Origin of the sequence: Clostridium fallax, assembly GCF_900129365.1 — a bacterium.
Classification (GTDB): Bacteria; Bacillota; Clostridia; order Clostridiales; family Clostridiaceae; genus Clostridium_AH; species Clostridium_AH fallax.
Map to the genome: position 1 here is coordinate 12,906 of NZ_FQVM01000024.1, position 21,573 is coordinate 34,478.

Consider the following 21,573-nt stretch of genomic DNA (forward strand, 5'->3'; position numbering starts at 1 on the left):
ATTCCTTTTGGACTTTATGTAATTATTGAAGGATAACTATTTTTTGTATTTTTAAAAAAATGAGGTATTTTTATGTTTAAAAGAAAGAAAGAAAATAAAGATAAAAAAGATAATGGTAGTAGATATCCTTACGAAATGCAAATAATATCTTTTAATACTCAATATTGTAGTATGTCTACTTATGCAGATTCAACAGTAATGAAAACACCAGATACTGTTTTGAAAGGAAATTTATATTCAAAGGAAAATAGATTTTTATCAGAAGAATATCTTTTAAATTATAGAACTAATAATGAAAATTTAGGCTTTAGAGCTGGACTTTCAAGTTTTTTTCAGCAGAATGCAGCATTAACAGCAGCTAATAAAGCTTTAGAAGAAGAAATAGAGGATATAATAAATCTTCCTAAGGCTAAAAATATAAAGGCTTCTTTAGGGGCAACTATTTCTTTAAGAAGAAGTGTAAGAAAATATAAAAATAATATAATGTCTATCCAAGATTTATCTAATTTATTGTACTATGGACAGGGTATATCTGGAGAAATAGAATTTAAAAATAATTTAGGATGTAGCGATAATATAAAACTTAGAAATAATCCTTCAGCAGGTGGATTATATCCAATAAATTTATATATTTATATTAGTAAAGTTAAGGGGTTAGATGATGGAATTTATTTATATTATCCTTATTCTCATAGCTTAAAACCTGTAAATTTAAAATTAGATAATATAGATAAAGAAAAGTTTGCAGAGTTTTCTAATATAACTTCAAAAAACATTAATGTGTTTTTTATATATGTATATAACATGTACATAAATAGTAGAAAATATGGAGATGCAGGAGCTGCTTTTGCTTTTATAGAAAGTGGTGAGATAGCACAAAATATTCAGCTTACAGCTACTGCTATAGGATATGGAAGTTGTGATATAGGTGGATATGATAAACAGTATTTAGAAAAAGTACTTAAGTTAGATGGAATAACAAACCACGTAATTCACATGACCATTATTGGAAAAGAAGGGGAATAACATGGAAAAAAATTATTGCATAAATGATAGTCTTAGAATTTTTGATAATGGAGAAAATGAAATAAGGTTTAAGTTAGGACTTTGGAACTATAATGAAGCAGTTCTTAATTTAAGCAAAGAAGATGATGAATTTAAAGAAGCGCTTAGAAAAGTTATAAATAAGCTTAGATTAGGAGAAAAAATAAATAAAGATTTTTTAGAGGATTTAAAAATATCTAAAGATAACAAAACTAATTTAATTAATATGTTAGATGGATTAGTATCAGCAGGTATGATTACTACAGAAAAGGAAAGAGCCTTATCTAATGAAATTACAACAGCTCTTTTAGGAGATTATAGATATCTTTTAAAAGATGGACTAGAAAATAAAAAAAATAGAAAATTACTTTTTGTAACAGATAATAGTTTTTCTAAAAAGATGGCAAAAATCCTTATAGATGAAATGGAACTTAATATAGATATTATAGATGAAGATCTTTATTCAAAAATTAGAGAAAAAGATTTAACATCTAATATAAATGCTTTAGAGATTTTAACAGATATAGAAAATCTAAAATCAGAAATAAAAGAATATGAAGGAATAGTAATTTGCTTTAAAAGACCAGAACTTATGACAATAAGAAATATAAATAAATTAGCTACAGAAAAAGAAATTCCAGTGATATGTTCTTTTATTGATGGTCCTTTTATAACAGCTTTAAGTACAAATTATCCTAAAACAGGGTGTTTAGAATGTTTTGGAGAGAGAACTCTTTCAAGGTTAGAAGATCATGTATCTTATCATAATTTTGAAAATTTTAAATTCTCTAAGGAAACTAAGGACATAAATAAGGGTATAATTCCTATTTTAAATATAATAACTAATTTAGTTATGGCAGAAGCTTTTTTATTATCTAATTATGGAACTTGTAAATTTGAGAATAGAGTTTTAAATATTTATGTTCCAACTTTAGAAATACAGGTTCAAGATCTTTTAAGGGTTCCATATTGCCCAACTTGTGGTAATGTAGCAAAGGCTAAATTTCAAGAGCTAAATGTATCTTCTAGAACAGTAGTAGATAATATTTTAGATAATTTAAGATAAGGGGACGATTTACTATGAAATTTTATCCAAGCTTTAATAAGGTTTTAAGTACTTTTAATAAAGTTTCTGGGAACCAAAGTGGAATTATAAAAGCTACAGCTATGCCTCTTATAAATCAAGATAAAACTATAGGAATAAAAAGTATAACAGGAAATATGCCTAAATACCATAAATCTATTTTAAAAAGACAAAATGGAGATGTTCAATATCATATAATCGGATATGGAAATTACTATGAGGAATCTCTTATAAAGTATACAGGAGAAAGCATAGAAAGATATTCTTCTATGGTAGCACCTAAATTAATAGAAGATAAAATAGTTTATGGTACATATAAAGAAATGTGCAAAAAAGGTAAGGTTATGCCTTTAAAATATATAGATGTCTTTACGGAAAATCAATTGAAGGAGATATCAAAAAATTTAAATTACTTTTCTTCAAAAAGAATAACAGAAGATGATGTTATAGGATGGGTAAAATGTCCTTCTTTAATAAAAAAGGATGAAGATATTTGGGTTCCAGCATCAATGCTTTTTGTTGGATATGAAGTAAGTGAAGATAAAGGTGAAAAGCAATATATACAAGGCTTTAGTACAGGGACAGCTTCTCATATAGATTTAAAAAAAGCTTTGATAAATGCTATTGTAGAATATCTTCAGATAGATTCTTTTATGATAACTTGGCATTGTAAGAAAAAGTGTAAGAAAATAAAAATCGATGATGAAATTTTAAAGAAGGTTTTAGATGATATAGGACTTTATGATAAATCTGTTTATGAAATAATTCCTTTATATATGACTTTAGAAGATAATCCAGTACCAACCTTTGGAACTTTTTTAAGAAGAAAGGATAAAAAAATTCCTTATTTATTATTTGGACTTCAAGGTGATTTTGATATTAGAAATGGACTTTATAGATCTATTATGGAAGGGGTATCAATAGCTCATAGTGGATATTTTAACACTATATATAATAGACAGTTAATATCTCATGTTATGAATAATAAATTAGAGTTTTTAGATTTAGATTTAAATGTTTTGTTTTATAGTACTCCAGAACTTATAGATGAAAAGAATAAATTAATAGATGATTTTATAGATGGAGAAATAAATTTAAGTGATATAAAGACTATAGGTGATTTAGACTGTGATAATCAAATTAAAGAGCTTATAAAAGCTGTAAAAGAAATAAGTGAATATGCAGTTTATCTAGATATAACATCACCAGAACTTAGGGATAAGGGATGGTATACTATGAGAGTTTTAATTCCTGAAATTTTAGAGATGTGTATTCCAGAGTTTCCTTTTAAGAATCATCCTAGAATGATACAAAATGGAGGGGTGATAAATGAATATCCACACCCTATGCCTTAGTATTATTTTAATATTATTTACTATAAACCCAGTTTCTCTAATAGGAACTATAGTTAATTTTCCAGGAGTAAATAAAGGAAAGAACTATAATTTATTCTTTTTAAAATTACTATCATATTTATTAATTGTTCAGGTTGTTTTTATATACTTATTAGACAAAAATATATTTTATATAAATTTTAAAATAGAATATTTTTGGTATATTATAGCTCTTGTTATGGTTCCGATAAATATAGGAATAGAGATTTTAGTAGGAATATTATTAATAAAATTAAAGGGTAAAAAAATAGGAAAGATATCTTTTAAAAGTAAGGGAGTTATAAATACAAAAAAAATATATATATTTACTTTAACTATTGGATTATGTGAAGAATTAATATTTAGACAAACATGGTTTAATCTTTTAAAAGGTAATATGAATATATATATTATAGTTTTAGTTTCTGGAATTGCCTATGGTTTTAATCATATATTTATAGGAAATAAAGTTATACTTCAAAAAATATTAATTGGATTTATATATGGATTACTATATGTTTTTAGTGGTTCTATAATTATTCCTATTATAACTCATTGTGTTGAAAATATTGTTGTAATAAAAAGAGGACTAAAATATGAGAATTAATTGTATATATATTGAAATTTTTATATTACTTTTATTAAGCTCTGTTTTGGTAAATTTAATTAACAGATTTAATTTTAAAAATCCATTTATAAAAAAGAGCTATTTATATATAAATAGAATTATTAATTTAGAGAAAAGAAAATATATTTTTATCATAAGATTTATTGTATATTTATTAGTATTTTCAATGATTTTCTTTATATCATTTAAAGTTTATAAATTAGATAGTTCTATTTTTAGATTATATAAAAGTAATGAAGCATTAAAATCAATAATAGCTTTAATTACATCTTTAATAATAACAGTTCAGATGTTTTTTATGAGTATAATGATTTTTTTATCCTTAATTTTAAAGAAAAATGTGGTGCAAGCCATTTCAGAAATATCTTGGATAGAGATTAATAAAGAATATCTTATATATAGTAGATTTATAAGGCCTTTATTAGTATCTATAATAGAATCTATTTTATATTGTTTAATTTTTAATTTTATAATTATATACATATTTAAGTTTAATTTTATAGAAGGAATTTTAATTCTTTCTATAATATATGGATTAGGGAAAAGCCTATTAATGAATAAAAGAGAAACAAAAATTATAATGTTTTTTTATGGATTTTGGTGTGTCTTTATAGGGAATATACTTTATGGTTTTACAGGAAATATAATATATACCATTTTACTATTTATGATTATTATTAATTTTTGGGTTTTCAAAAAATAGGAGGAAATGTAATGAAAATATTGGAGATAAAAAATTTATCTAAAAAATTTGGAAACTTTAAAGCAGTAGACAATATAAATTTATCCGTAGAAGAAGGAGAGGTATATGGGCTATTAGGACCTAATGGAGCAGGTAAAAGTACAACAATAAATATGATTTGTAGTCTTTTATCACCAAGTGAAGGAGAGATACTTATATTTGGTGATAAAATAAGCAAAAAATCAAAGGAAATAAAAAAGAAAATAGGTATAGTTCCTCAAGATATAGCAATATACGAAGATTTAACTGCCCTAGAAAATACAATGTTTTTTGGAAGTATATATGGCCTTAAAGGAAAAGTTCTTAAAGAAAAGGCTATGAAGGCTTTAGAATTTGTTGGTCTTAAAGAAAAGGCTAAAAGTTTTCCATCAAAGTTTTCTGGCGGAATGAAGAGAAGACTTAATATAGCTTGTGCTTTAGTTCATGAGCCTAAATTAATAATAATGGATGAGCCTACTGTAGGAATAGATCCTCAATCAAGAAATCATATATTAGAATCTATTAAAAAGTTAAATAGTAATGGGGCAACTATTATATATACAAGTCACTATATGGAAGAAGTAGAAGCTATATGTACTAAAATAGCTATTATAGATAAAGGAAAGGTAATAGCAGAAGGAACAAAAGAAGAATTAAAAAATAATTTTAAGGATTTTAATAAATTAATTATTACGTCAAATAATGAGATAAAAATTAACCTTGAAGATCTAAAAGAAATAGATGGTGTAGAAGTTGTTACTTTAAAAGGTAATATACTTGAAATAAATCATAGCATAGAAAATGATAACTTAAATAGCATATTAAGTTATTTAATGAATAATAAAATATCTATTAAGGAAATAGAAAAAACTACTGTAGATTTAGAAACTGTTTTCCTTAATCTTACTGGCAAAAAATTAAGAGATTAAGGAGGGATTTAATTGTTTTTTAATATAGTAAAAAAAGAAGTGCTTCAAAATCTTAGAGATAAAAAAGCTATGTTTTGGATGATACTATTTCCTATAATAATGATATTTATTTTAGGAAATGCTCTTTCTTCTTTCTTTGGTAAGGAAGATTTAGAAATTCCGAAAACTAATATATCTTATACAATAGATAAAAAAAGTGAAGATACTGATAAATTAGAAGATTTTTTTAATGATTCTAAGGAAGAACTTAATATAAATTTTACAAAAGAAGATAATGAAAAAGAGGCAATAGAAAATATTAAAAGAGGAAAATTAGACTGTTATTTAGATATAAAAGATGGGGAAAACATTATTGTATATAGTAACAAAATAAAAGACTTTAATGCATCTTTAGTTACTAACCTTTTAGACATATATATGGAAAGAAATAATGCATATAAAAGTATAAAGGAAAATAATCCTATAGGACTTCAGTTTGTAGATTTTAACTCAACTCCTAATTATGTTAAGATAAAATCTTTAAATAAGGCAGCAAAGCCAACAGCTAAAGATTATTACTCTGTTACTATGTTAACTATGATAGTTTTATATGGAAGTTTAACAGGAGCAATGACAATAATAGGGGAGAGAGCTAGAGGTACAATGACTAGGATTGCTTGTAGCCCTGTAAATAGGTTAAAACTTTTTTTAGGAAAGCTTACAGGAGCTTTTATAGTAGTTACCCTTCAAATAGCTGTATTATTTTTATTTACAAAATATATATTTAAGGCTAATTGGGGAGATAATTTAACTCCTATAATTTTAATAATTCTAAGTTTAATTTTTATGACAATTTCACTAGGAATGGGACTTGCTAGAATTTTTAGAAACCCTAATGTTTCAAGTACAGTAGCTAATGTAGTTATAGTACTTTTAAACTTTTTAGGAGGAGCTTATATACCTTTAGAGACTTTTGGACAAAACAATATATTGCTTTTAATAGCTAATGTTTCACCATTAAAATGGACTAATAATGCAATACTTCGAATAATATATGGTGGAAATGTAGAAACAGTTAATACTGCAATAGTTATAAACATAATTGTAGCTTTAGTATTTTTAATAATACCTTATTTAATAAGAAGAGGGGAGGAAGTATAAAATGTCAGAAATAATTTCAGTTATGAAAAATGTTATTAAATTAACACTAAGAAAAAAATCAAGTATATTAGTTTTTATGCTTCTTCCTATAATGAGCATATTTATAAGTAAAGCGTTAAATACATCTCAAAAGCCAGTTATAAATATTGGAGTCTGTGATGAAGATGAAAGTAAACTATCTAAGGATTTAGTTCAGTATTTAACAAAAAAAGAAAGTTTTAAAATTTTTTACGTAGACAAAAATAGTATTGATGAAAATATATTAAATGAAAAGTTAAATTCTGTGATTATACTAAATAAGGGCTTTGAAGAGGAAATAATAAGCGGAAATTTATCTAAAGTTGATATGGTCTCTATTAAGGGCGCAGAGTCTACTATATGGCAAGAAAATTACTTAAATTATTATATATCAGATCTTTTAGATATAAGCAAAGGCTCAAATGGAGATAAAGATTTATTCTTTAAAGTTTATGATGACTTTAAAAATAAAAAAATATCAATTAAAAATGAAAAGATAGATGATATAACAGAAAGCTTAGATGTATCAAAACAAAGTATAGGATTATTACTTGTGTTTATGCTTACAGGAGCAACAATTTCTGCTGGAACTATAGCAAGAGATAAAGCAAATAGAGTATTTAAAAGATTAAGTGCATCTCCTCTTAATATGTGGAAATATATAATAGGAAATGCCTTAGCAAATTATTTCTTTAATATATTACAAATTATAGTAATATTGGTTGCTTTTAAAATATTAAAGTTAAATCCGCATATATCTATGGGGTATATGTTTATAACTTTAGGAATTTTTAGCTTAGTATCAGTGGCTCTTGGCATATTTATTGCGTCAGTAAGTAGCTCTAGTGCTCAAGTATCACAGTTATCTAATGCTATAATTGTACCTACTTGTATGTTATCTGGTTGTTTTTGGCCTATAGAATTTATGCCAAAGGTAATGCAAAAGATAGCTTTAATACTTCCGCAAACTTGGACACTAAAAATAATAACCTCTCTTCAAGATGGAGTTAATTTTATAAATTTAATTCCCTATATAATAATAATTTTATTTATAGCAATAATTTTATTTTTATTAGCAGTAATTAATTTAAGAAAAAATGAAGAGCAAAAAAGCTATATATAGTATATATTAGAAGGCTTTGTATAAATATAATACAAGGCTTTCTTTTATTTTTTGATTTTGCTGAAAATTTATATTTTATTTAAGATTTATGAAAGCCTTTTACAATCATTGAAAAAAAAAAAAGTTATTGTATAATGTATTTGAACCAATTAATAATATATTTAATAATATGTTAATTTTATCAATAAAATTTTAATTATAATATAGGGATATGAAAGGATAGGTAAGGCAGAAATGTATATTGTAATTATAGGTGACGGAAAGGTGGGTTATACCTTAGCAAAGCATTTATCAGAGGAAGGCAATGATGTAACTATCATAGATAGAAATCAAGAAGCTCTTAAACGCGCTATGGATAACTTAGATGTAATGTGTATTAAAGGAAATGGTACTAGTGTAAAAGTACTTCAAGAGGCAGAGATATATAGAGCTGATGTTATGATTGCAGTTACTAATAGTGATGAGAGAAATATGTTATGCTGTTTAGCTGCTAAAAAATTAGGTGCAAAGCATACTATATCTAGAATTAGAAATCCAGAATATGCAGAAGAGCTTTTAATGTTAAAGGATGAATTAGGAATTGATATGATAATAAATCCAGAAAAAGAAGCAGCAGCAGAAATTTCTCAGTTAATTAAATTCCCATCTGTTTCTAGCGTAGATAATTTTGCACAAGGTAAAGTAGACTTAGTTAGTTTTAGACTATTTAAAGAAGATAAAATAGTTGGAAAAAGAATTTGCGATATTGATATGAAAAAATGGGTAGTACTATTTTGTGCAGTGGAAAGAGATAATGAAGTGTTTATTCCAGATGGAAATTTTGTATTAGAGACTAATGATAAAGTCTACGTTATGGGAGATCACCCGAATATTACATATTTTTTACAGGATCTTGGTAAATATCAGAAAAAAGTTAAGGATGTTATGGTAATAGGTGGAGGAAGAATATGCTATTATTTAGCAAAGCTTATTACAAAATTTGGTGTTAAAATTAAAATAATAGAAAAAAACTTTGAAAAGTGCCAAGAGCTAAATGAATCTATACCAGAAGCTATTATAATACATGGAGATGGTACAGAACAAGAGCTTCTAGAAAGTGAAAGCTTAAATGAAATGGATGCTTTCATAGCCCTAACAGATAGGGATGAGGAAAATATAGTTACTTCCCTTTTTGCGTTAAATTCAGAAGTTCATAATGTTATAACAAAAATAACAAGGGTTAATTATAATGATATAGTTAAAAAGGTAGGAGTAGAAAGTGTTATAAGTCCTAAAATAGTTACAGCCAATAAAATTATAAGATATGTAAGATCTTTAAAAAATAAAGAAGGCTGTTTAATAGAAAATTTATATAAAATAGTTGGAGATAGAGCAGAAGCTGTTGAGTTTTCAGCAAATTCAACTACTAAATGTTTAAATAAACCACTAAAGGATATAAAGTTTAAAAGTGGAGTATTATTAGCTACTATAGTTAGAGATCATAAGATAATTATTCCTAAAGGAAATGACGTTATAAAAAATGGGGATAGTGTAATTATGGTTACCGAAATAGAAAATATAATGGATATAAATGACATCATAGCTAAGGAGGGAATCTAAATATGAATTACCTAGTAATAATTAAGGTTTTAGGTAATGTAATAAAATATGAAGCCTTAGTTATGATATTTCCCTTAATAGCCTCTTTATGTTATGGCGGAGAAGATGCTACGAGCTTTATAATAACTATTTTACTAATGCTAGTTGTTGGAACAGTTATGTCTTTAGTAAAACCTAAAAAGAAAACTTTTTATGCAAAGGAAGGATTTTTAACAGTAGCTCTTTGTTGGATAGCTATTTCTTTTTTTGGAGCTTTACCTTTTTATATAAGTAAATCAATACCTTCTTTTGTAGATTGTATTTTTGAAACTGTTTCAGGTTTTACAACTACAGGAGCAACTATTTTAACAGAAGTTCAATCTCTTCCTAAGGGAATATTATTTTGGAGAAGTTTTACTCACTGGGTAGGAGGTATGGGTGTTTTAATTTTTACATTAGCATTAATGCCTTCCTTTGGAGCAAATACTATACATTTATTAAGAGCGGAAAGCCCAGGACCTACACCTGGAAAATTTGTTCCTAAAATAAAACAGACTGCTAAAATAATGTATTTAATTTATTTTGCAATGACTGCAGTAGAGGTAGTTTTACTTTTAATTGCAGGTATGAATTTTTATGACTCTTTAATTCATGCATTTGGTACTGCAGGTACTGGAGGATTTTCTAATATGAATGCTAGTGTAGGAGCTTATAATAATGTTTATATAGAGGTAATAATAACAGTTTTTATGTTACTTTTTGGTGTGAATTTTACTTTATATTTTCAAATGTTAAATGGTAACATAAAGCAAGCTTTAAAAAATGAAGAACTTAGGTATTATTTAGGTCTTGTAGCTATTTCTATGGTAATAATTGCATTTAATATTAGAGGTCTTTATGGAAATTCTATTGGAGAATCATTTAGGCAGTCATCCTTTCAGGTTGCATCTTTAGTAACAACAACAGGATATTCAACTACTAACTTTGATCTCTGGCCAACTCTTAGTAAAGTTATTTTAACTTTTTTAATGCTTATGGGAGCTTCAGCAGGATCCACTGGTGGTGGAATAAAAACTGTTCGTTTAGTAGTATTATTTAAAGCTGTAAAAAGAGAAATAAATAGAATAATGCATCCTAATATAATTCAATCTGTAAAACTTGATAATAAGGCAGTAGAAGAACAAACAGTTTCAGCAGTTTCTATATTTGTTTTTGTATATATTGCAATAATGCTTATAGCTACTTTAATAGTATCTATAGATGGAATGGATATGGAAAGTACTTTTTCATCAGTACTTGCAACTATGAGTAATATTGGGCCTGGTTTTGGTGTAGTTGGACCAGCAGGAAACTTTAGTAGTTTTTCTCCAATAAGTAAATTAGTTTTTTCTTTTTGTATGTTGGCAGGAAGATTAGAAGTATATCCAATGTTAATTTTATTTAAGCCCTTTAGATTAAGAAAATAAATTTTATTAATTAATACATATGTTAAAAAAAGAAAACATATTATTTAAAAATAAAGTAAGAATAGGAGTATTAATATTAAAATAATATTAATACTCCTATTCTATTTTTAAATAATTATCAAAATAAAACAAAGATTTTTAATATATTATCATATAATGTTCTTTAAAAAGTGAATTTTCAGAATTATTTTTCCGAGTTGTTAAAATAATACCTTTAATTTTGATAATATCATAAAAATCCCCCTTAAAGTATTGAATTATTAAAAAAGTATGGTATTATATAAAACATAATTAAATTTAAGTCGAATTTAGTAACAAAATATAAAAGGAGGTCAATTATGCAACAGAAAAGAAAAGATTACATTATAATTGGATTTGCATTATTTTCAATGTTTTTTGGAGCAGGAAATCTTATATTTCCACCACATTTAGGAAAAGAAATAGGACCTCAATATATTTGGGGAATAATAGGATTCATTATAACAGGAGTAGGAATACCTCTTTTAGGAATACTCGCTTGTATTAAAGCTGATGGAAATTTTGAAAATTTATCAATTAAAGTAGGAAAAAAGTTTTCATATATATATTCTATAGCATTATTTTTATTAATAGGACCACTTTTAGCTATACCAAGAACAGCGGCAACTACTTATGAAATAGCTATAAAACCTAATTTTACAAATTTTAATTTATTTATTTTTGTTGTAATATACTTTATAATTAATTTATTTTTTGTATTAAAGCCATCAAAGGTAATTGAAACTTTAGGAAAATATTTAACACCAATACTTTTAATTATATTAGTGTTATTAATTGTAAAAGGTATAATAAGCCCTATAGGAGATTTAGCTCCTCAAATTTTAGACAAGCCTTTCTCAGCTTCTCTTATAGAAGGATACCAGACTATGGATGCTTTGGCTTCAATTGTATTTGCATCTTTAATAATTTCTTCTGTAAAGGCTAAAAATTATAAAGGAAAAGAAATTATTAAATTAACAATTAAAGCTTGTTTAGTAGCGATAATTGGACTTGCTATTGTTTATGGAGGCTTGATAATCCTTGGGGCTCATACAGGAGGATTATGGGAAGAGCTTTCTAATACTGAACTTTTAATAATGATTTCAAGAAGTGTTTTAGGACATTTAGGAACTATAGTAATAGGAATTGCAATAGGGATAGCTTGTTTAACAACTTCTATTGGATTATTATCTTCTGGAGGTAATTTCTTTGAAAGAATATCAAAAGGAAAGTTATCTTATAACTTAAATGTTATTGTGATGGCAGTTATAAGTATAGGATTAGCTAGTATAGGATTAGATAATATAGTATCTTTTTCCGCTAAACTTTTAAGTATAATATATCCATTCTCTATAGTATTAATTATTATGAATTTATTAGATAGATATATAAAAAATAAGTTATCATATAAGGTAACTGTATATGTTACTTTAATAGTAAGCATATTAAGTACATTAGGTAGTATAATTCCTAAGATAAATAATATTATAAGTTATTTACCATTAAGTAAGGAAGGATTTGCTTGGATAGTTCCAGCTTTAATAGCATTTATAATAAGCAATTACTTTATACCACCAGTAGAAGAAGTTTTATCTAAAGAAGATTCTCTATTAAATATGGATTAAAAATTTAATTAAATTTATAAAAAGAAACTATACCATAGTTTCATCAATTACAAAATATAGATTTATGTTTAGCTACAAATATGGCTATATATTGTAATTAGTTTGAAGCTTTGTATAGTTTCTTTTTTTATATAAGGTTAATTTTTTTGTTTGATATTATTATTAATTTACAATATTCGTAAAAACAATATCTTATTGATTAATAAGATATTATTTAAATTAATAAAATAAAAAGGATATTAAAGTATAAATTAGATAATATAGGTTGTTGAAGTGATAGATTAAAAAGATAGTTTTTTGAAATTTTTTAATTAAGTTTTATAACTAGATTTATGTTAAATTAAAAATACAAAAAATAATAATAAATTTAGAGAAAATATTCGTATTTTGTATTGGCAACTGCTATTTTTTTTGGTATTATAAGAAACGTGTCATAATAACTTATAAAACTTAAAATATAAACTAATACGAAAGAGTGGTTTAATGGAAAATTATTTTGAATTAAAAAAACATAATACTAATGTTAAGACAGAAATAATAGCAGGAATAACAACATTTATGACAATGGCATATATATTAATTGTTAATCCAGCAATATTATCAGCAGCAGGCATGGATACAGGAGCAGTTTTTACAGCTACAGCAATATCAGCAGTAGTTGCAACTATGATAACTGGTCTATATGCTAAATTACCTTTTGCTCAGGCACCAGGTATGGGATTAAATGCCTTTTTTGCATTTACAATTGTTAAAGCTATGGGATATTCTTTTGAATTTGCTTTAACAGCAGTTTTATTAGAAGGACTTATTTTTATATTATTAACAGTATTTGATATAAGAGAAGCTATAGTAGATGCTATTCCAGAAAATATTAAAAAAGCTATTTCTGTTGGAATAGGTCTTTTAATTGCTTTAATAGGATTGGAAGGGGCAGGAGTTGTAATTCATCCAGAGAATGGAGGAGTTATAGTTGCTCTTGGGAATATAACTCATGGGGCAGGCCTTTTGGCAATAATAGGAATAATAATAACAGGAATATTATTATCAAAGAACATTAAAGGTGCATTATTTTTAGGAATGATAATTACAGCAATAATAGGAATACCTATGGGTATAACTCCAATGCCTCATTCTTTAATGAGTATGCCTCCCTCAATAAGTTCAATAGCTTTTAAATTTCAATGGCATCATATATTTTCATGGGATATGGTAATAGTATTATTCACTTTATTATTCATGGATATGTTTGATACTATAGGAACTTTAGTAGGTGTTGCAACTAAAGCAAAGATGTTAGATAAGGATGGAAAGGTTCCAAATATTAAAAAGGCTCTTTTAGCAGATGCAGTTGGTACAACTATAGGAGCTTGCCTTGGTACAAGTACTGTAAGTACCTTTGTTGAAAGTGCATCAGGAGTTGCAGAGGGAGGAAGAACAGGATTAACAGCAGTTACTACAGCAATTATGTTTTTCTTAGCATTATTTTTCTCACCAATATTTGCATCTATAACACCAGCAGTTACAGCATCAGCATTGGTTTTAGTTGGATTATTTATGATTGAACCAATTAAAGAAATAGATCTTTCAGATTTTACAGAATCTTTGCCAGCATTTTTAACAATAATAATGATGCCATTTGCATATAGTATTTCTGATGGTATTGCATTTGGAGTTGTAACATACATATTATTAAAAGTTCTTACTGGTAGATATAAAGAAATAAACTGGACAACAATTATTGTTGGACTAGTATTTTGTTTGAAATTTTTTATATAGAATATTAAATAAAAAAAGAGGAGAAGAAATTCTCCTCTTTTTTATAGTTTTTTCTTGTTTGCAATACCTGTTAACATTAAAGCAATAGCACCATCGCCAGTTACATTACAAGCAGTACCAAAGCTATCTTGAAGAGCAAATATTGTAAGCATTAAAGCAGTACCTGCTTCTGTAAAGCCTAAAACTCCAGTTATAAGTCCTAAAGAAGCCATTACAGTACCACCAGGAACTCCAGGAGCACCTATTGCAAATATACCAAGTAAAATTATAAATATAAGCATTGTACTTACCTTTGGAAGTTCTCCATATAAAACTTGTGATACAGTCATTACAAAAAATACTTCTGTTAAAACGGAACCACATAAATGAATATTAGCACAAAGTGGAATAGAAAAGTCTACTATATCTTCTCTAAGTTCTGGACAAGATTTAGCACAGGTTAAAGCTACTGGTAAAGTTGCAGCAGAGGACATTGTACCCACTGCTGTTAAATATGCAAGTCCATATTTTTTTATTACATTTATAGGATTTTCTTTAGAGATAAATCCTCCAATAGAGTATAGTACTGTTAACCAAATAAAGTGCCCAATTAAAACTATTACTATAACTTTAATAAATATAGGTAATTGAGATGTTATACTTCCTTCATAAGAAAGAGATGCAAAAGTAGTTAAGATAAATATAGGAAGTATAGGAATTATTACTTTCTCTACTATACTTAAAACTATATTTTGAAATTGAATTAATAGTTTTTCTACTAAATCAGATTTTGTCCAAGCTGTTGCAAGACCTACTAAAATTGAAAGTGCTAAAGCACTCATAACAGACATAATTGGTGGAATGTCTAATTTAAATATTAATTCTGGTAATTTTTTCAATCCTTCTGAAGAATTTATTATAGAAAGTTTTGGAATAATATTATATCCTGCAAAAGCTGAGAATAGAGCAGCCCCTACAGAAGATAGATAAGCTATAAGTACAGCATAACCTAAAAGTTTACTTGCATTACTTTTAAGTTTAGCTATAGATGGAGCAATAAATCCAATTATAATTAAAGGCACCGCAAAAATTATAATTTGTCCTAAAATACTTTTGATTGTAATAATTATTGATATAATACCTTCGTTAGAAAATAATCCAACTAAAAGACCAAGAATAACTGCAACTATCAGCTTAAATACTAAACTGTTAAAAAATTTTTTCATAAAAAGTCCCCCTTAATTAATAAAATTAAATATATGTTTTAAAAAATTATAATATTAAAAAATTTATATAGTATTTCCTTAATAAATTATTAATAATTATAAAAATTATAGTAAATCATATCAAAATAGTCAAGATTAAATTTTATCAAATTATATAATAAGTATAAAATTTAATTCCATATTTTATCAATAAGTATAGGATATATAAATAAAAAGATATTTAACTATATAGAATAGCTATTGATTAAAACTATTTGAAATTAATAGAATATTAAATTAATTTCCATATTTCAATTAGAATAATGGAGAGGAATATTTAAAAATTTATATTTAAAAGTTTATTTATGTTTAAAATAAATCATTATTATATGATATAATTTACATTAATAATAAGCTTATAAATTTAGGGAAGAAAGGAGAATAAAATGAAATTTCTAAATAAATTGGAAAGAAAGTATGGTAAGTATGCTATAAGAGATTTAATGAAATATATAGTTATTTTAAACTTAGCTGTTTATTTAATAAACTATATGTTTCCATCTATAGATGTAATTTATAAATTAGCTTATATACCAGAATTAGTTCTTAAAGGACAGGTATGGAGAATAGTTACATTTTTGTTTATTCCTCCAGATACATCTTTAATATTTATTTTATTTGTATTGTATTTCTATTATTTTATAGGATTAAGTTTGGAGCAAGTATGGGGAAGTTTTAAATTTAATATATATTATCTAGTAGGTGCTTTAGGAACAATAATAGCAGCTACTATTATTGGAGGAGCTGCAAATCCTTTATATTTAAACTTCTCTTTATTTCTTGCATATGCTTATTTTTACCCTAATAACGAAGTGTATTTATTTTTCATTATACCAATTAAGGTTAAATATTTAGCATATCTTGATTTATTTTTCTTATTTGTACAATTCTTTAAAGGCGGAATGGTAACGAAGGTATTAATCCTTGTAGCTTTACTTAACTGTATATTATTCTTTGGTAAAGATATAATGAAAACCATGAAAAGTAATAAAAAAGCCTTTGATAATAAGAGAAGATTTGAAAATAAAAAAGGTCAAAAGAAAGAGTACTTTCATAAATGCTATAAATGTGGCATAACAGATAAAGACGATCCTAATATGGAATTTAGATATTGTTCTGAATGTGATGGTCATTATGAATATTGTATGAAGCATCTTCACGATCATTTCCATATAAAAAAAGGTGGAAAAAATTAAGATATTTTTATGAAAGTTTATGTTGAAAACAAAGTTTATAATAAAATCTTTTAAAGGAAAATGATTTTACCTTTTCTCTTAAAACGGTAGATGGTTTTGTAAAAATCAAAACTATCTACTGTTTTTTTATGAATAAATTATTGTGCTAAAATAATATACTATATAAATTAAAGAAAAATTAATAACCAAATTTTTTTAATAAACTATTATATTTTTTATTTAATTTATTCCATATATATTCTTCTTCTATTAAGTCTTTTGAAATATCTATAAAACTCTTTATCTTAAATAAAAGCAAATTTCTTTCCTCTATATTTTTTGCAAACTCAATATAATTACTATTATCAAGAATATCTGCTGCTTTTACAATCAATGCTTCTTTTCCGCAAATTACACATCTATTAAACATATCTTTAAACTGTTCTGTTTTATCGTAAATTAAATTATTGAATGAGTTTGAAGATACTATATTGGTTATTTTTGCTCCAAACCTACTTTCTAAATCCTTTTTTGAAGTTTTAGTATCTTCTAAAATATCATGTAATAAACCTGCTAAAATAATATCCTCATTATATCCTAAATCATATAAATATAATCCAACTCTAATACTGTGAAGAAGAACAGGTTTATTATTATGTCATGTAGTATTTAATGCAATACAAAGATATTCTATTGTACTATTCATCAATTTTTCTAAACCAAGATTTATATTATTCATTTTTTCATCTCCAATATTCAATAAAAGGTAATGTATGTATATTCTAGTATAGATTACATCCTAATGGATTTCAATTACTCTATTTTTTTACTTATTATAGTTTTATTATGTCTTTTTATATAAAAGTAATAAATTATTTAATAGTTAACATAAAGAGATTGCCTTAAAACTTAGAGATATAAAGATTTATTTATTCAAATTTCATCACAAAATTATTAATTATTTAATAATATATTATAGGAGTATTTGTAAATGAGAGGTGGCAAATGGAAAATATTGTTGAAGTAAATAATGTAAATAAAAGCTTTTATAGTTTAAAAGGTGAAATAAAAGTATTAAAAGATATAACATTTTCTCTAGAAGAGGGAAAAATTTTAGCATTAATAGGACCATCTGGTAGCGGTAAATCTACTTTGTTAAATGTATTAAGTAATCTAATTAAATGTGATTCTGGGGAAATAAATATAAAGGGTAATTTAGGATATATGTTCCAAAGAGATAATCTTTTAGAGTGGAGAAATATTATAGATAACATAACAATAGGTTTAGAAATAAAGAAAGCTTTAAATGAAGAAGCAATGAAAAATGTTGAAAGATTGCTTAAAGCTTATGATTTATGGGATTTTAGAAATAGATATCCTAAGGAATTATCAGGAGGAATGAAGCAAAGAGTTGCATTGATTAGAACTCTTGTTGTAAATCCAGATATTTTACTTTTAGACGAGCCTTTTTCATCTTTAGATTACCAAACTAGACTTATGGTTAGTGATGATATTTATAAAATAATAAAAAATGAAAAAAAGACAGCTATTTTAGTTACTCATGATATTTCTGAGGCAATTTCTATGGCTGATTATGTAGCAGTTTTATCAAGAAGACCTGCTACTATAAAAAGTATCCACAAAGTAGATCTTACTTTAGAAGAAGAAAAAACTCCATTATCTGCAAGAAAGGCCAAAGAGTTTAAGGATTACTTTGATCTTTTATGGAAGGAGCTAGATTTCTATGAAGGAAAATAAATTGATAAATAGCTATGAAAATTATTTAAAAATAGAAAAACAAAAAAAGATAAATATAAGGTTATGGCAAATATTTATTGTATTATTCTTATTAATTATGTGGGAGTTATTAGCAAGGTATGGCGTTATTGATGTTTTCTTATTTAGTAAGCCTTCTGATATAGCAATTTTATTTAAGGAATATTTAATTCAGGGAAAAATTTTTACTCATATAGGAATATCTCTTTGGGAAACAATTTTAGGCTTTACCATTGGAACTATATTAGGAGTTTTTATAGCTATACTTTTATGGTTTTCAAAAACTGTAGCTAGAATTTTTGATCCTTTTTTGGTAGTATTAAATGCTTTACCTAAAACTGCATTAGCACCGATTTTAATAATATGGGCTGGCGCAGGTATAAAAGGGATTGTAGTTATAGCTATAACAATATCATTAGTAGGCACAATACTTTCAGCTTATAATTATTTTTTAAATGTAGATGAAGAGAAAATAAAAATGCTTGAAAGCTTTGGGGCATCGAAAGGTCAAATACTTAGAAAATTGATTCTTCCATCTAATATAGGAAATATAATAAACATCATAAAAATAAATATAGGAATGTCTTGGGTTGGAGTTATAGTAGGAGAATTTTTAGTATCAAGATATGGAATAGGTTATTTAATAGTTTATGGTGGTCAGGTATTTAGACTAGATTTAGTTATGATGGGCGTAGTAGTTCTTGCTATTTGTGCGCTAATAATGTATGAAATTTTAAATACTATAGAAAAAATTTATAGGAAAAAAAGAAATGAATAATTTAAGGAAAGAGGTTATACTATGAAGAAGTTTTTGAAATTTAACACTTTACTCTTATCATTTATATTTTTCACTTTATTATTTATTGGATGTACCAAAAATACAGAGAAACTTACAAAAATAAATCTTGCAGAGGTAACTCATTCAGTTTTTTATGCTCCACAGTATGTAGCTATATCCCAAGGATTTTTTGAAGAAGAAGGGTTAGAGGTAGAACTTATGGCAGCTCAAGGAGCTGATAAAACTATGGCAGCTTTAATTTCTGGTGAAGTACAAATTGGACTTATGGGACCTGAGGCATCTATTTATGTTTATAATCAAAAAAATAAAGATTATGCAGTAAATTTTGCCCAATTAACAAAAAGAGATGGTAGTTTTTTAATCGCAAGAGAAAAAGATGATGATTTTGAATTTGAAGATTTAGAAGGAAAGGTAGTTTTAGGCGGAAGAAAAGGTGGAGTTCCTGAAATGACTTTAGAATATGTAATCAAAAATAGCGGATTAAATATAGGAACCAATGTTGAGGAAGATGAAGTAAATGTAAGAACAGATATACAATTTAATGTTATGGCAGGTGCTTTTACTGGTGGTGAAGGAGATTATGTAACTTTATTTGAACCTTCAGCAACTTTATTAGAAAAAGAAGGAAAGGGTTATATTGTAGCTTCAATTGGTGAAAAAAGTGGAGAAATTCCATATACAGCTTACTCATCAACTAAAAGTTATATAGAAAAAAATCCTGAAGTAATTCAAAGATTTACTAATGCTGTATATAAAGGACAACTATATGTAGAAAATCATAGTGCTGAGGAAATAGCTAAAGCAATTGCACCATTTTTTACAGATATGAAAATGGAAGATTTAATAACTGTTATAAATAGATATAAAGAAATAGATGCTTGGTGTGAAAACCCTATATTAAAAGAAGAAAGTTTAAATAGACTAATGGAAGTTATGGATTTAGCAGGTGAATTAGATTCAAAGCCTCCTTATAGTGAAATAGTAGATATAAAATACGCTAATGAGGCAATAAAAAATATTAAATAACTATTATATTTTATAATTATTTATAAAATATAAAATATTTATTTGAAAAAGGGGGAAGTTATATTCCTCCTTTTAACTAGTTGTAAATAATAAAAAATTATATATTTAGTAGTTAATTAAAAAAGTAATTTATATAGAATTTAAGTAATAGATTTAGATTAATTAAAATATGAAATTTTTAAAGATATAAAGAAAGATAAATACTGTATATCTATATGATATAATGTATATAAACTTTAACAAATTTAACATATTATTTAAAAAGGAGAGAACTATGGCAAATTACATAATGAGTTTAAGAAAGTATGTAGGAAATAGTCCTATAATTCAATGTGGAGCTTGTGTTTTTATAGAAAAAGATAATAAAGTACTACTTCAAAGAAGAGTTGATAATGATGCTTGGGGAGTGCCAGGAGGGGCTTTAGAACTTGGTGAATCATTAGAAGAAGCAGCAGTAAGAGAAGTAAGGGAAGAAACAGGATTAATAATAGATAAGGAAGATTTAAAACTTTTTAAAACATTTTCTGGAAAAGAACTTCACCATATTTATCCTAATGGAGATGAAGTATATAATGTAGCTACTGCTTTTACTACTAAAGTTTTTAAAGGTGAGTTTAAATATCAAAAGGAAGAGACAAAAGATCTTAAGTTTTTTGGAAAAGACGAAATACCTGAAAATTTAAATCCACCAGATATTATTATGATAAATAGCTTTTTTAATATAAGTAATAACTTAAAATAAGTTAAATAGAGTAAGAAATCCTAATACTGGTAACACTATTGAAATAATTAAAAATCCAGTGGAATTTCTTCTAGTATTAAACATAAAACAAGAAAAGATTCCTGCTAAAATGAATGTGAATCCTAAAAAATTACTTATATTAAAATGCATAAGATACCTCCTAAAAAATTATATTTTATATTATTTTAAAGTATAAGTATATTATATAACATAAAAATAATCTATTAAAAAGTTATAAAATTTATAAATTAAATAAGTTATAGAATAAAACTATAAATAAAATAGGTT

Annotated in this window: 19 protein-coding genes and 1 pseudogene; 17 read left to right on the plus strand and 3 right to left on the minus strand. The window is 25.5% G+C overall.

Annotated features, from left to right (window positions below; all coding sequences use genetic code 11):
• Nucleotides 1-72: 72 nt before the first annotated feature.
• From BUA70_RS10355 to BUA70_RS10410, 12 genes are all read left to right on the plus strand, one after another.
• Nucleotides 73-1,026 carry a SagB family peptide dehydrogenase gene (locus BUA70_RS10355; RefSeq protein WP_072897056.1) on the plus strand — a complete coding sequence of 318 codons (954 nt, stop codon included), beginning with the start codon at nt 73-75 and terminating at the stop codon, nt 1,024-1,026.
• A gap of 1 nt (nt 1,027) precedes the next feature.
• A complete protein-coding gene (locus tag BUA70_RS10360) occupies nt 1,028-2,110 on the plus strand; it encodes a streptolysin associated protein SagC (protein ID WP_072897058.1) in 1,083 nt (360 codons plus the stop codon).
• Between the two features lie 14 nt (nt 2,111-2,124).
• Entirely contained in the window at nt 2,125-3,483 is a 1,359-nt protein-coding gene (locus BUA70_RS10365) for a YcaO-like family protein (protein WP_072897060.1), read from the plus strand.
• Nucleotides 3,458-4,108 (plus strand): CPBP family intramembrane glutamic endopeptidase, encoded by a 651-nt coding sequence (locus BUA70_RS10370; RefSeq protein ID WP_072897063.1) that lies wholly within the window; start codon nt 3,458-3,460, stop codon nt 4,106-4,108. Before BUA70_RS10365 ends, BUA70_RS10370 begins: the two co-directional genes overlap by 26 nt.
• Nucleotides 4,098-4,832 carry a SagF family protein gene (locus BUA70_RS10375; RefSeq protein ID WP_072897065.1) on the plus strand — a complete coding sequence of 245 codons (735 nt, stop codon included), beginning with the start codon at nt 4,098-4,100 and terminating at the stop codon, nt 4,830-4,832. The genes BUA70_RS10370 and BUA70_RS10375 overlap by 11 nt, the downstream gene beginning before the upstream one ends.
• Before the next feature lie 11 nt (nt 4,833-4,843).
• Nucleotides 4,844-5,779: an ABC transporter ATP-binding protein gene (locus BUA70_RS10380; protein WP_072897067.1), complete on the plus strand. Its 936-nt coding sequence runs from the start codon at nt 4,844-4,846 to the stop codon at nt 5,777-5,779.
• Between the two features lie 12 nt (nt 5,780-5,791).
• Entirely contained in the window at nt 5,792-6,919 is a 1,128-nt protein-coding gene (locus BUA70_RS10385) for a SagH family ABC transporter permease subunit (protein WP_072897069.1), read from the plus strand.
• Nucleotide 6,920: 1 nt separating this feature from the next.
• Complete coding sequence (locus BUA70_RS10390; RefSeq protein ID WP_072897071.1) at nt 6,921-8,060, plus strand: ABC transporter permease; 1,140 nt, start codon at nt 6,921-6,923, stop codon at nt 8,058-8,060.
• A 234-nt stretch (nt 8,061-8,294) separates the two neighbouring features.
• Nucleotides 8,295-9,659, plus strand: coding sequence for a Trk system potassium transporter TrkA (gene trkA, locus BUA70_RS10395; RefSeq protein ID WP_072897074.1), 1,365 nt, complete (start codon nt 8,295-8,297; stop codon nt 9,657-9,659).
• Nucleotides 9,660-9,661: 2 nt separating this feature from the next.
• Nucleotides 9,662-11,104, plus strand: a complete 1,443-nt coding sequence (locus BUA70_RS10400) for a TrkH family potassium uptake protein (protein WP_072897076.1) — start codon at nt 9,662-9,664, stop codon at nt 11,102-11,104.
• Nucleotides 11,105-11,442: 338 nt separating this feature from the next.
• Nucleotides 11,443-12,747 carry a branched-chain amino acid transport system II carrier protein gene (gene brnQ, locus BUA70_RS10405; protein ID WP_072897077.1) on the plus strand — a complete coding sequence of 435 codons (1,305 nt, stop codon included), beginning with the start codon at nt 11,443-11,445 and terminating at the stop codon, nt 12,745-12,747.
• 483 nt (nt 12,748-13,230) lie between these two features.
• Complete coding sequence (locus BUA70_RS10410) at nt 13,231-14,523, plus strand: NCS2 family permease (RefSeq protein ID WP_072897078.1); 1,293 nt, start codon at nt 13,231-13,233, stop codon at nt 14,521-14,523.
• A gap of 41 nt (nt 14,524-14,564) precedes the next feature.
• Here BUA70_RS10410 and BUA70_RS10415 read toward each other — a convergent pair whose 3' ends face one another.
• Nucleotides 14,565-15,728, minus strand: coding sequence for a dicarboxylate/amino acid:cation symporter (locus BUA70_RS10415; protein WP_072897079.1), 1,164 nt, complete (start codon nt 15,726-15,728; stop codon nt 14,565-14,567).
• A 425-nt stretch (nt 15,729-16,153) separates the two neighbouring features.
• Between BUA70_RS10415 and BUA70_RS10420 the strand changes: the two genes are divergently transcribed.
• Entirely contained in the window at nt 16,154-16,963 is an 810-nt protein-coding gene (locus tag BUA70_RS10420) for a rhomboid family intramembrane serine protease (protein ID WP_072897080.1), read from the plus strand.
• A 178-nt stretch (nt 16,964-17,141) separates the two neighbouring features.
• Here BUA70_RS10420 and BUA70_RS10425 read toward each other — a convergent pair.
• Nucleotides 17,142-17,585 (minus strand): annotated as a pseudogene (locus BUA70_RS10425) (HD domain-containing protein); the annotation flags it as partial.
• A gap of 362 nt (nt 17,586-17,947) precedes the next feature.
• Here BUA70_RS10425 and BUA70_RS10430 point away from each other — a divergent pair.
• The 4 genes from BUA70_RS10430 to BUA70_RS10445 all read left to right on the plus strand — a co-directional run bounded on the left by BUA70_RS10430 (nt 17,948) and on the right by BUA70_RS10445 (nt 21,285).
• Nucleotides 17,948-18,700: an ABC transporter ATP-binding protein gene (locus BUA70_RS10430; RefSeq protein ID WP_072897081.1), complete on the plus strand. Its 753-nt coding sequence runs from the start codon at nt 17,948-17,950 to the stop codon at nt 18,698-18,700.
• On the plus strand, nt 18,687-19,496 hold the full coding sequence (locus BUA70_RS10435) for an ABC transporter permease (protein WP_072897082.1): 810 nt from the start codon (nt 18,687-18,689) through the stop codon (nt 19,494-19,496). Before BUA70_RS10430 ends, BUA70_RS10435 begins: the two co-directional genes overlap by 14 nt.
• A gap of 21 nt (nt 19,497-19,517) precedes the next feature.
• Entirely contained in the window at nt 19,518-20,543 is a 1,026-nt protein-coding gene (locus tag BUA70_RS10440; RefSeq protein ID WP_072897083.1) for an ABC transporter substrate-binding protein, read from the plus strand.
• Nucleotides 20,544-20,817: 274 nt separating this feature from the next.
• Nucleotides 20,818-21,285: an NUDIX hydrolase gene (locus BUA70_RS10445; RefSeq protein ID WP_072897085.1), complete on the plus strand. Its 468-nt coding sequence runs from the start codon at nt 20,818-20,820 to the stop codon at nt 21,283-21,285.
• Here the strand turns inward: BUA70_RS10445 and BUA70_RS13080 are convergent.
• Nucleotides 21,277-21,435, minus strand: a complete 159-nt coding sequence (locus BUA70_RS13080) for a hypothetical protein (RefSeq protein WP_159429650.1) — start codon at nt 21,433-21,435, stop codon at nt 21,277-21,279. The genes BUA70_RS10445 and BUA70_RS13080 overlap by 9 nt on opposite strands.
• Between the last annotated feature and the right edge of the window lie 138 nt (nt 21,436-21,573).